Annotated in this window: 10 protein-coding genes and 1 riboswitch; of the genes, 2 read left to right on the top strand and 8 right to left on the bottom strand. The window is 70.4% G+C overall.

The genetic code is table 11. From position 1 onward, the window contains the following. Positions 1–89 precede the first annotated feature (89 nt). The 8 genes from D8M35_RS13010 to gcvT form a co-directional block, all read right to left on the bottom strand. Entirely contained in the window at positions 90–593 is a 504-nt protein-coding gene (locus D8M35_RS13010) for a PH domain-containing protein (RefSeq protein WP_161972662.1), read from the bottom strand. 62 nt (positions 594–655) lie between these two features. Beyond that, positions 656–2,398 (bottom strand): ABC transporter ATP-binding protein, encoded by a 1,743-nt coding sequence (locus D8M35_RS13005; protein ID WP_126892239.1) that lies wholly within the window; start codon positions 2,396–2,398, stop codon positions 656–658. Further along, the gene (locus D8M35_RS13000) at positions 2,395–3,345 is read right to left on the bottom strand and encodes an ABC transporter permease (protein WP_126892238.1); all 951 of its coding nucleotides are present in this window, start codon (positions 3,343–3,345) and stop codon (positions 2,395–2,397) included. The genes D8M35_RS13005 and D8M35_RS13000 overlap by 4 nt, the downstream gene beginning before the upstream one ends. Next, positions 3,335–4,264, bottom strand: coding sequence for an ABC transporter permease (locus tag D8M35_RS12995; protein ID WP_126892237.1), 930 nt, complete (start codon positions 4,262–4,264; stop codon positions 3,335–3,337). The genes D8M35_RS13000 and D8M35_RS12995 overlap by 11 nt, the downstream gene beginning before the upstream one ends. A 246-nt stretch (positions 4,265–4,510) precedes the next feature. Further along, positions 4,511–6,139, bottom strand: coding sequence for an ABC transporter substrate-binding protein (locus D8M35_RS12990; RefSeq protein WP_126892236.1), 1,629 nt, complete (start codon positions 6,137–6,139; stop codon positions 4,511–4,513). A 400-nt stretch (positions 6,140–6,539) separates the two neighbouring features. Continuing rightward, on the bottom strand, positions 6,540–9,470 hold the full coding sequence (gene gcvP, locus D8M35_RS12985) for an aminomethyl-transferring glycine dehydrogenase (RefSeq protein WP_126892235.1): 2,931 nt from the start codon (positions 9,468–9,470) through the stop codon (positions 6,540–6,542). Next, on the bottom strand, positions 9,467–9,844 hold the full coding sequence (gene gcvH, locus D8M35_RS12980; protein ID WP_126892234.1) for a glycine cleavage system protein GcvH: 378 nt from the start codon (positions 9,842–9,844) through the stop codon (positions 9,467–9,469). The genes gcvP and gcvH overlap by 4 nt, the downstream gene beginning before the upstream one ends. Positions 9,845–9,848: 4 nt before the next feature. Next, positions 9,849–10,952 (bottom strand): glycine cleavage system aminomethyltransferase GcvT, encoded by a 1,104-nt coding sequence (gcvT, locus tag D8M35_RS12975; protein ID WP_126892233.1) that lies wholly within the window; start codon positions 10,950–10,952, stop codon positions 9,849–9,851. 170 nt (positions 10,953–11,122) lie between these two features. Next, positions 11,123–11,213: riboswitch (glycine riboswitch) on the bottom strand. A gap of 95 nt (positions 11,214–11,308) precedes the next feature. Here gcvT and D8M35_RS12970 point away from each other — a divergent pair. Beyond that, positions 11,309–11,698: a BlaI/MecI/CopY family transcriptional regulator gene (locus D8M35_RS12970; protein WP_126892232.1), complete on the top strand. Its 390-nt coding sequence runs from the start codon at positions 11,309–11,311 to the stop codon at positions 11,696–11,698. 13 nt (positions 11,699–11,711) lie between these two features. After that, the coding region (locus tag D8M35_RS12965; protein WP_148113373.1) for a M48 family metalloprotease at positions 11,712–12,285 on the top strand (574 nt) is incomplete at its 3' end.

The following is a 12,285-nucleotide window of genomic DNA, read 5'->3' as shown; positions in this document are numbered from 1 at the left end:
GGCCCGTGCCGACCCTCCGGGCCGTCCCGTGGTCGCGTCAGGAGGCGCGAGGCGGGACGGCGCCGGTCTCCCGGCCGGCCCGTGGTGCGTCAGGCCGCGAACGCGACCGCGGAGACCACCAGCAGGACCACGACCGCGGCCCCGGTGCCGACGGCGAGACGGTCCCACGTGCGGTGCACCTCGCGGTCCTCGGGTAGCGCCGTCCGCCGTGCGCGCCAGCGCGAGCGAATCGCCCGCAGCTCCTCCGGCTCGTGCGGCACCGACAGCTCCCCGCGACGGGCCGGACGCGAGCCGCGGATCGACGGCCCGCCCCGGCAGGTGACCGAGCGGCCGTCGGCGGTCTGCACCACGATCTGCCAGCGGAGCCGGACGTCGGCGACGGCCGCCCACGGGACGCGTGTGGTGCGCAGCGGGTTGACGACGGTGAGCGCGTCGTCGTCGAGCCGGACGGCCGGTCGGACGGTGAGCAGCCAGAGCGCCCACACGAGCGCGGTGACCGGGCCGACCGCCGACCAGACGACGTCCCAGCTGCTCCGCGCCGCAGCGTCGACGAGCAGGAAGAGCCCCAGGACGGCGACGAGGCCGGACGCCACCGCCCCTCCGCGACCTGCGCGGAGGACGACGGGACGTCCGGCCTCGGGGTGGTGCAGCGGGATCAGCGCCCGAACTCGAACCCGGCACCCGGGATCGCGGCGAGCAGGTCCTTCGTGTACTGCTCCTTCGGGTCGGCGAAGACCTCGTCGGTCGTCGCCTTCTCGACGATCTGCCCCTTGCGCATGACGCACACGTTGTCCGCGACGAGGCGGACGACGGCGAGGTCGTGCGTGATGAAGAGGTACGTCAGGTCCAGCTCGCTCTGCAGCTCGGTGAGCAGGTCGAGGATCTGGCCCTGGACGAGCACGTCGAGGGCGGAGACCGCCTCGTCGAGCACGATGACCTCGGGCTTGAGCGCCAGCGCACGTGCGACGGCGATGCGCTGTCGCTGCCCACCGGACAGCTCGTTCGGGTAGCGGTTCACCATCGACTTCGGCAGGGCGACCTGGTCGAGCAGCTCGAGCACGCGGGCCCGGCGGCTGGCCTTGTCACCAACCTTGTGCGTGGCGAGGGGCTCGGCGATCGTGTTCCCGACGTTGTACATCGGGTCCAGCGAGCCGTACGGGTCCTGGAAGACCGGCTGCACGCGGCGGCGGAAGTCGAACAGGTCCTTGCCCTTGAGGGCGCCGATGTCGATGCCGTCGAACGTGACCGAACCGCCGGTGATCGACTCGAGCTGCAGCACGAGCTTCGCCACGGTCGACTTCCCCGAACCCGACTCGCCGACGAGCGCCGTGGTGGTGCCCTTCGGGATCGAGAACGACACGTCGTCGACGGCCTTCAGCTCGCGCGACTGCAGGTTCTTGCCGCGGAGCTTGTAGACCTTCTGCAGGTTCTTCACGACGATGAGGTCCTGCGCCGGACGGTGCTCGCGCTCCTGGGCGCGGGCGATCAGCTCGTCGTCCTCGCTGCCGGCGTCCGCGATGGCGACCCGCTCGTGCTGCACCTTCGACTGGATGCGACGGCTCGCGAGCGAGGGCGCCGCGGCGACGAGGCGCTGCGTGTACGGGTGCTGCGGGTTCGCCAGGATCTCCTTCGACGGACCCGACTCGACGACCTGGCCCTTGTACATCACGACGAGCTTCTCGGCGCGCTCGGCGGCGAGGCCGAGGTCGTGCGTGATGAACAGGACCGAGGTCCCGAAGTCGCGGGTCAGCGTCTCGAGGTGGTCGAGGATGATCCGCTGGACGGTGACGTCGAGCGCCGAGGTCGGCTCGTCGGCGATGAGCAGCTGCGGGCGGCTCGACAGACCGATGCCGATGAGCACGCGCTGGCGCATGCCGCCGGAGAACTCGTGCGGGAACTGCTTGAGCCGCGTCGCGGCGTCGCCGAGGCCGGCCTCCTGCAGCACCTCGACCGCGCGGGCACGGATCGCGTGCTTGCCGGTCGCCATGCCGTTCGCCTTGATGGCCTCTTCCACCTGGAAGCCGATCGACCACAGCGGGTTGAGGTTCGACATCGGGTCCTGCGGGACGTAGCCGATCTCCTTCCCGCGGATGCCGGCCATCTCCTTGTCGGACAGTCCGACGAGCTCACGCCCGTTGAACTTGATCGACCCGCCGGTGACCTCGCCGGTGCCGGCGAGGAGCTTGATGATCGCCTGGGCGCTGGTCGACTTGCCCGAACCGGACTCGCCGACGATCGCCAGGCGCTCGCCCTGCTCGAGGGTGAAGTCGACGCCGCGGACGGCCTGCACCAAGCCGCTCTGGGTGCGGAACCCGACCTGCAGGCCGGAGACCTCGAGCAGCGGGGCGCCGGAACCGGCCGGACGACGGGTGGTGGGATCGGTGAGCGTCTCGGTCATCGACGGGCCCTCGCCTTCGGGTCGAGCGCGTCGCGGACCACGTCGCCGAGGAGCAGGAACGCGAGCACGGTGATGGACAGGGCGGCGGACGGCCAGAAGATCGTCGACGGGTTGGTTCGGATCGACGTCTGCGCCGTACCGATGTCGAGGCCCCAGCTGAGCGCCGACGGGGGCAGCCCGATGCCGAGGAACGACAGGGTGGCCTCGGCGACGATGAACGAACCGAGCGACACCGTGGCGATCACGATGACGGGGGCGATCGCGTTCGGGATCACGTGGCGGACGAGCGTGGTGAAGCGGCTGACACCGAGGGCCGCCGAGGCGGTGACGTAGTCGGACTGCTTCGCGCTGAGCACCGCACCGCGCATGATGCGGGCGATCTGCGGCCACGCGAACGCGGCGAGCACGAGCGCCACCGTGATGGCGTTGCGGGCCGGGATGACCGACATGATCACGATCGCGCCGAGGATGGTCGGGATCGAGAAGAAGATGTCACCGATGCGGGAGACGATCGTGTCGAGCCAGCCGCCGTAGAACCCGGCGAGGGCGCCGATGATGATTCCGACGAGCGACACCAGGATCGTCGCGACCAGGCCGACGATGACCGAGCTGCGGGCACCCCAGATGACGCGGGCGTACACGTCGTAGCCCTGACGGTTGTAGCCGAGCGGGTGGCCCGGACGAGCGCCCTCGTCACTGAAGTCGAGGTTCGCCGCGCGGGGGTCGACGTGCGTGAACAGGCCGGGGAAGATCGCGACGACCAGCACGAGCAGGATCAGGACCGACGAGATCCAGAAGGTCGGGCGGACGCGCATGGAGTCCCACGCGTCGGTCCAGGTCGAGCGCGTCTTCTCCGTCTCGTCGACCTGGTCGACGGCCTGGAGCGGCGTCTCCTCGATCGGCGCCACGTAGTGCGTCGCGGAGCGGGGTTCGGCGTTACTTGGCATAGCGGATCCTCGGGTCCAGGACGGCGTAGAGCAGGTCGACCAGGAGGTTGGCGAGCATGAAGATGATGACCATCACGGCGACGAAGGAGACGACCGTGGGGCCCTCGCCGAGCTTGACGGCGCGGAACACCGTGCCACCGACACCGTTGATGTTGAAGATGCCCTCGGTCACGACCGCGCCGACCATCAGGTTGCCGATGTCGACACCGAGGTAGGTCACCACGGGGATGAGCGAGTTGCGGAAGATGTGCACCCCGACCACGCGACGACGGGGCAGGCCCTTCGCGGTGGCGGTCCGGACGAAGTCTGCGCTCATGTTCTCGGCGACGCTGGCGCGCGTGAGCCGCACGATGTAGGCGAACGACACGGTCGCGAGCACGATCGCCGGGAGCACGAGCTCCGACCACGGTGCCTGACCCGACACCGTGACGCGGAACAGCCCCAGCTGGATGCCGAAGACGTACTGCAGCAGGAAGCCGACGACGAAGGTCGGCACCGAGATGAGCAGGAGCGAGACGACGAGCGCGGTGGTGTCGAACCACTTGCCCTTCTTGAGGCCCGCGATGACACCGACGACGATGCCGGCGACGGCCTCGAACAGCAGCGAGAGCAACGCGAGGCGCGCGGTGATCGGGAACGCCGACGCGAGCTGCTGCGACACCGGCAGGCCCGAGTAGGTGAGCCCGAGGTCGCCACGGAAGACGCCACCGATCCACAGGAAGTACTGGACCAGGAACGGCTTGTCCAGGTTGTACTGCTGCCGGAGCTGCTCGATCACCTGCGGCGACGGCTGGCGGTCGCCGAACAGCGCGGCGATCGGGTCGCCGGGCAGCGAGAAGACCATGAAGTAGATGAGGAACGTGGCCCCGAAGAAGACGGGGATGAGTTGCAGGAGGCGCTTGCCGAGGTACCAGAGCATCAGATCGCTCGGTCCTGCGCAGCGGCGCGCGTGTCGTTCTGGTTCATGTCGTGAGGGGTGGACGGCTCGCGGGTCGGCACGGGTGTCCGGTGCGGGCGGCGGCGCCCGCGGTGGTGGGGGTTGTGTTGCCGCCGAGGTACGGGGGCCCGGAGACCGTGTGGTCTCCGGACCCCCGTCCGGTGGCCGCGGAGCAGGATACCTGCTCGCGATGTGTCTCCGCGGTGCTCGACCGCAGGGAGACCGGTGTTACTTGGTGACCTCGATGTCGTAGTACAGCGGAACGGAGTCCCAACCGAACTTGACGTTCTTGACGTTGTCAGCCGACCAGACGCCGGTCACGTTGGAGTACCACAGCGGGATCTCCGGCAGGTCCTTGAACAGGAGTTCCTGCGCCTTGTCGAAGGTCTTGTTGCCCTCTTCGACGGTCGAGGCCGAGCGGCCCTCGGCGAGCAGCTGGTTGTACTCGTCAGAGTCGTAGCGCGCGTAGTTGCTCGACGAGCCCTTGCCCATGGTCGGGCCGAGGAAGTTGTACAGCGACGGGTAGTCGGCCTGCCAACCGGTGCGGCTACCGCCCGTGAGCTTGTCCTGCGTCTGGTTGTCCAGGGCTTCCTGGAACGTCGGCACGGCCTTGCCCTCGGCCTTGATGCCGAGCGTGTTCGAGATCGAGTTGGTGACCGCGGTCACCCACGCCTCGTGTCCGCCGTCGGCGTTGTACTGGATGGTGAGGGTCTCGTCGTACGGCGACATCTCGTTGGCCTGCGCCCAGAGCTTCTTGGCCTCGGACGGGTTGTAGTCGAGGACGTCCGAGCCCTCGAGGTCACCGTTCCAGCCGGAGATCACCGGGGAGGTGAAGTCCTTGGCCGGGGTGCGGGTGCCGTCGAAGATCTTGTCGGTGATCTGCTTGCGGTTGATCGACATCGACAGGGCCTCGCGACGGAGCTTGCCCTCGTCGCCGCTCCAGTGCTTCAGGTAGTACGGCATGTAGAACGCCTGGAAGATCGCCGCGGGCTGGTTCGCGTTCGAGTCGGGGAAGTCCGACTTGTAGGTCGCGAAGGCAGCGTCCGGGATCGCGTCGAGCACGTCGAGGTTGCCACCCTGCACGTCCGCGTAGGCGGTGTCCTGCGAGGTGTAGAACGTGATCGTCAGACCACCGTTCTTCGGCTTGCGCTTGCCGGCGTAGTCCTCGTTGGTGACGAGCTTGATCGACTGGTTGTGCGTCCACGCACCCTTGCCGTCGAGCTTGTACGGGCCGTTGCCGATCGGGTTCTCACCGAACGCCTTGGTGTCCTTGTAGAAGTCCGAGGGCAGCGGCATGAAGGCCGAGTAGCCGAGCGACAGCGGGAAGTCGGACTGGGCCGACTTCAGCGTGACCGTGAACTCGTCGTCGCTCTTGACCGTGAGGCCGGTGAGCTCGGAGTCCGCGTCGGCGTTGTAGCCCTCGATGTTCTCGAAGAAGTAGCTCGCGCCCTGGGCGTTCGACTTCTGGGCAGCCCAGTTCCACGCCTTCGTGAACGACTCGGCCGTGACCTTCTCACCGTTGGTGAAGGTGTAGCCGGTGTTGAGCTTGATGTCGTAGGTCTTGGAGTCATCGGTGTCGATGCTCTTCGCGACCTCGTTGACCGGCTTGCCGTCGGCGTCGTACGAGACGAGGCCCTCGAAGATCGACGTGATGATCTTGCCGCCACCGGTCTCGGTGGAGTTCGAGGGGATGAGCGGGTTCTGGGGCTCGGAGCCGTTCGTGGTGACGATCCCGGACGCGTTCGTCGAGCCCGAGTCACCGCCGTTGCCGCTTCCGTTGCTGGAGCAGCCGGTCAGGGCGATTGCTGTGGCCCCGAGCACGGCGAGGGCAGAGAGCCCAGCGCGCTTCTTGATCAAGGTTCCTCCTGGTGCATGGGACACGCCAGGCACAGAGGTGCTGCCGGGCGTGTTTGTCCTTGCACTGTAGGCAGTGCTCCGACCGCCGACCAAACCCTGCGGCCATCGGTTACAAACCGGAAACCAAGTTGCAGGATCATTGCGGGAGGATGCAAGATTCGGGCGCTCTGGCGGGGTGCGAGCGGGTTTGTTGCTTCTGCAACGAAGTTGTTGCACGAGCGCACAACGATGGGCTAGCCGAGCAGCGCTCGCGAGGACGTGGAGCGCTCCGACGTCCCGCTGCCCACCCGGCACGCGTGGCACCTGACACACGTGTGCCCTGCCCGGAGCTCCCGGGCAGGGCACACGCTACGCGCTCAGCGGTCGGACCGCCGCCGTGTGACACGGCTGACGGGTCGGATCAGGCGAACGCCTCGATGGGCGGGCAGGCGCAGACGAGGTTGCGGTCGCCGTACGCCTGGTCGATCCGGCGCACCGGCGGCCAGTACTTCCGCGCGCTGATGCCGGGCACCGGGTAGACGGCCTGCTCCCGCGTGTACGGGTGCGTCCACTCGCCCGAGATCGCGGACGCCGCGGTGTGCGGGGCGTGCACGAGCGGGTTGTCGTCCGCCGGCCACTCCCCCCGCTCGACCGCCGCGGCCTCGGCCCGGATGGCGAGCATCGCGTCGACGAAGCGGTCGAGCTCGGCGAGGTCCTCGCTCTCGGTCGGTTCGACCATGAGCGTCCCGGCGACCGGGAACGACATCGTCGGGGCGTGGAAGCCGTAGTCGACCAGGCGCTTCGCGACGTCGTCCACGGTGATGCCCGACGACTCGCGCAGCGGGCGCAGGTCGAGGATGCACTCGTGGGCGACCAGCCCCGACTCCCCCGTGTAGAGGACCGGGAACGCGTCACGCAGGCGTGCGGCGACGTAGTTCGCCCCGAGCACCGCCGCCTCGGTCGCCCGTGTCAGCCCCTCGAGCCCCATCATCCGGACGTAGGTCCACGTGATCGGCAGGATGCTCGGGCTGCCGTACGGCGCAGCACTGACCGGGCCGCCCGCGTGCGCGAGCCGTCCGGCGGCGCCGTCGTCGGCAGCCGACGACCCGGGGCGCCGGTCGGCCTGCTGCGCCATCGGGTGCGCGGGCAGGAAGGGCGCGAGGTGCGCCTTCGCCGCGACCGGTCCGACGCCGGGGCCACCGCCGCCGTGCGGGATGCAGAAGGTCTTGTGCAGGTTGAGGTGCGAGACGTCGCCACCGAAGTCGCCGAAGCGGGCGTGCCCGAGCAGCGCGTTGAGGTTCGCGCCGTCGACGTAGACCTGACCGCCGGCCTCGTGCACGGCGTCGCAGACCTCGCGGACGTCGTGCTCGTACACGCCGTGCGTCGACGGGTACGTGATCATCAGCGCGGCGAGCGTGTCCGCGTGCTGGGCCGTCTTCGCGCGGAGGTCCGCGAGGTCGACGTTGCCGTCCTCGTCGCAGGCCACGACGACCACCTGCATGCCGGCGAGCACCGCCGATGCGGCGTTCGTCCCGTGCGCGCTCGACGGGATGAGGCACACGGTGCGGTCGAGGTCCCCGCGGGAGCGGTGGTACCCGCGGATCGCCAGCAGTCCCGCGAGCTCGCCCTGGCTGCCGGCGTTCGGCTGCAGCGAGACGGTGTCGTACCCGGTGACCTCGGCCAGCCAGGACTCCAGGTCGCCGATCATGTCGAGGTACCCCTCGACGTCCTCGCGCGGCGCGAACGGGTGCACGTTCGCGAACTCCGGCCAGGTCACCGCCGCCATCTCCGTCGCCGCGTTGAGCTTCATGGTGCAGCTGCCGAGCGGGATCATGCCGCGGTCGAGCGCGTAGTCCTTGTCCGCCAGGTGCTTGAGGTACCGCATCATCCGGGTCTCGCTGCGGTGCGCGCTGAAGACGGGGTGCGTCAGGTACTCGCTGCTGCGCAGCAGGTCGGCCGGGAGGCCCGTGGTCGCGTCGCGCACGGCGCCCTCGGTCGCCGGGACGGTCACCTCCACCGCTCCGAACACGCCAGCGAGCGCCGTCACGTCCTCCGGCGTGGTCGTCTCGTCGACCGACAGCTGCAGGGTGTCGGCGTCCACCAGGTGGAGCAGGCGGTCCGCGTCGCGCGCGGCGTCGACGATCGCTGCCGCACGCCCGGGTGCGCGGAGCGTGAGGGTGTCGAACCAGTGCTCGTGCACGACCTCGAGCCCGGCCGCGCGCGCGACGTCGGCGAGCGCCGAGGTCGTCCGGGCCACCCGGTCCGCGATGAAGCGCAGCCCCTCGGGGCCGTGGTAGACGGCGTACATCGACGCCATCACGGCGAGCAGGACCTGCGCGGTGCAGATGTTGCTCGTCGCCTTCTCGCGACGGATGTGCTGCTCGCGGGTCTGCAGGCTGAGCCGGTAGGCCATCTGCCCGTCGGCGTCGAAGGAGACCCCGACGAGCCGGCCGGGCAGCTGCCGCTCGAGGCCCGCGCGGACCGCGAGGTACCCGGCGTGCGGGCCGCCGAAGCCGAGCGGGACGCCGAAGCGCTGACTCGTGCCCACGGCGACGTCGGCGCCGAGGTCACCCGGGCTCGCCAGGAGCGTCATCGCGAGGAGGTCGGCCGCGACCACGGCGATGCCGCCGCCCGCGTGCACCCGCTCGATCGTCGCCGACGGGTCGACCACGCGCCCGGAGGCGCCGGGGTACTGCACGATGACGCCGAAGGCGCCGTTGAGGTCCTCGTCGCTCGGCCCGGAGGCGGCGTCGAACGCGCGCAGCGTGATGCCCACGGCGTCGGCTCGGTGGTCGAGCAGGGCACGGGTCTGCGGCAGCAGGTCGGCGTCGACGAGGAACGCGTCGCCCTTCACCTTCGACGCACGACGGGCGAGGAGCATGCCCTCGACCACGGCCGTGCCCTCGTCGAGCATCGACGCGCCGGCGGTGGCCATGCCGGTCAGGTCGGACACCATCGTCTGGAAGTTGATGAGCGCCTCGAGTCGGCCCTGCGAGATCTCGGGCTGGTAGGGCGTGTACGCCGTGTACCAGCTCGGGTTCTCGAGCACGTTCCGCTGGATCACCGCGGGCGTGTGGGTGCCGTGGTAGCCGAGGCCGATCATGGCGCGGCGGACCGTGTTGCGCACAGCCTTCGCGCGGAGCTCGGCGAGGGCCTCGGTCTCCCCGACCGCTGCCGGGATCACCGAGTCGGTGACCGGCGCGGCGTGGATCGACTCCGGGATGGCCGCGCGGACGAGCGCGTCGAGGGACGGCTGTCCGACGGCGTCGAGCATGACCTGCTGGTCGGCGCTCGTCGTCCCGATGTGGCGGTCGGCGAAGGACGTCTGGAGGTTCTGCTGCGTGCCGGTCATGCGAGGGACGCCCGGTAGGTGTCGTGGTCCATGAGGTCCTCGGGGAACGAGGTGCCCTCGACCTTGAGCTTGACGAGCCAGCCGGCGCCGAACGGGTCCTGGTTGACGGTGTCGGGGGCGTCGACGACGGCGTCGTTGATCGCGACGACCTCGCCCTCGATCGGGGCGAAGAGCTCGCCGACGCTCTTGGTCGACTCGATCTCGCCCATCTGCTCGCCGGCGGTCGTGGTGGTGCCGACGGCGGGGAGCTCGACGTAGACGACGTCCCCGAGCTGCTCGGCGGCGTGGTCGGTGATGCCGACGGTGACGGTGTCGCCCTCGACGAGGATCCACTCGTGGTCGGCGGTGTACTGCAGTGCGGTCTGGTCGGTCACGGGATCAGCCTCTCGGGGTGCGACGGTAGAAGGGGAACGGGGTGACGATGCTGGGGATCGCGGTCCCCCGGACGTCGATGTGCAGGAGTTGTCCCTCGCCGGCCACGGCCGGGTCGACGAAGGCCATCGCGACGGGGTGTCCGAGCGTCGGGGACAACGCCCCGGACGTGACGGTGCCCACCACGGTCCCGTCGTGCACGACGTCGTAGCCGGCCCGGGGAGCGCGGCGCCCCTCGGTCACGAGCCCGACGAGCACGCGGGCGTCCGGCTCCGGCTGCACGCCGGCGTCCCCGACGAAGGAGCCCGAGGTCGCGACGACACGACCGAGCCCCGCCTGCGCGGGTCGGACGTCGGTGGACAGCTCGTGCCCGTAGAGCGGCATGCCGGCCTCGAGCCGCAGGGTGTCGCGCGCGGCGAGCCCGGCGGGGACGACACCGCGGTCGGCCCCGGTCTCGAGCAGCGCGTCCCAGATCGACGACGCGACGTCGGTGCCGCTGTAGATCTCGAAGCCGTCCTCGCCGGTGTAGCCGGTGCGGGCGACGAGGACCTCGGCGCCGTCGAACAGCGCGTGCAGCACGCGGTAGTACCGGAGGTCGTCGAGCGGGGTCTCCGGCTGCAGGCGGTCGGCCACGACCAGGGCGTCGAGCGTCCCCGCGGCCGCCGGACCCTGGATCGCCACGAGTGCCGTGGTGTCCGAGTCGTCGGAGACCTCGACGTCGTACCCGTGGGAGCGTGCGACGAGCGCGTCGACCGCGACGGAGCGGTTCGCCGCGTTCGCCACGACGAGGAAGACGTCCTCGCCCGTTCGGTACACGACGAGGTCGTCGAGGATCCCGCCGTCCTCGGCGAGGAGCAGCGAGTACTTGGCGCGGCCGACGGGCATCGCGCCGAACGACCCGGCGAGCGCGTGGTCGAGGAACGGCACCGCATCCGGGCCGACGACACCGACCTCGGCCATGTGCGACAGGTCGAAGACACCCGCGGCCTGGCGGACCGCGTGGTGCTCGGCGAGGTCGGACGAGTACCGGACGGGCATCCGGTACCCGGCGAAGTCGGTGAAGGTGGCGCCCGCAGCCTCGTGCGCGGGTTCGAGTGGGGAGGAACGCATGACGGAGTTCTCCTGGCATCGGCAGGACCCGACGGCCGTCGTCGGGTGGGAACTCCCCCTCTGTCATGGGCCTGAGAGTTTCACCGCGGCCCGTGAGGTCCGGCGGCTTTCACCGTGGGCGAGACACCGCGCGGGCCCGGCGGGGACGCGTGTCTGCTTTTCAGAGTGGCCTGTCCGCTGCGGTGTGGGACCTGAGAGATTGACGGGGAGGTTGCTCCTTCGGTGCCGTGCGCGTGCGCTCGGCTCTCCCGCGGCGGGTGTGCGGCCGGTGTTGAGTTGTGCAGGCCCGAGCATACCGACCCCGCGTTTCGGGCATGTGTCGCGGTACCGTCTTCGACGTCTCGTAGAATGCGGGGATGGCAGGACAGCGATCGCGCCCCCGTGGGCAGCTCGAGCAGGCGGTCCTCGAGACCCTGCGTGCCGCGGCCGACCGCGGGATCGTCGACGGGTGCACGGCCCGCCAGGTGCTGGACGCGTTCCCGGAGCCCCGGCCCGCGCTGACGACGGTGCTGACCGTGCTCGACCGGCTCGGACGCAAGGGTCAGGTCGAGCGGCAGGAGCACGACGACGCCCCGCTGACCTTCCGCGCCGTCCACAGCCGCGAGCAGCAGACCGCGTCGCTGATGTCGAACGCGCTCGCCGCCGCGTCGGACCGCGAGGCCGCACTGCTCCAGTTCACCGGATCGCTCGCCTCGGACGACCTCGACGTCCTGCGCCGCGCCCTCGACGCCCGAGCACAGTCCTGAGGGAAGCCGCCGCGTGGTCGTCGCCGGAGTCGTCCTCATCGCACTCGCCCTCGTCGTCGTGGTGGCCGCCCCGCGCGTGCTGACCCGGTCCGCCTGGACGATCGACCACCCGCGCACCGCCCTCGTGTCCTGGTCGGTGGCGGTCGTGCTCGGCGTGGTCGGCTTCGTCGTCGGTACCACCCTGGTCGTCGTCGCGAACCGACCGATCACGGACCCCTTCGGGCTCGGGGAGTCGCCGACGCACCGGTTCAACCTCGCGGTCGCGCTGCTCGCCGTGCTCGCCTTCGTGGTCGCCGTGCGGGTCCGCCCGGGCCCCGAGCACGACGCCGTGCGCGAGGCCATGCGCTCGGGTTCCGCACCGCACCGGCAGATCGACGGCACCACCGTCGCGCTGGTCGAGGCGGACCACGCGCTCGCCTGCGCGGTCCCCGGCCGCTCCGGCGGGGTGCTCGTCAGCACCGGGCTGGCGGACCTGCTGCGGACCGACGAACTGGAGGCCGTGGTCGCCCACGAGCGCGCCCACCTGACCCAGCGCCACGCGGTGGCCGTCGCGGTCGCGGAGTCGATCGAGCGTGCGGTCCCGTGGA

This window comes from Curtobacterium sp. HSID17257 (genome assembly GCF_003989515.1).
In the GTDB taxonomy this organism is placed as follows: Bacteria; Actinomycetota; Actinomycetes; order Actinomycetales; family Microbacteriaceae; genus Curtobacterium.
Note: the sequence above shows the minus strand (reverse complement) of the source record. Positions and strands in the feature narration are given on the sequence as shown.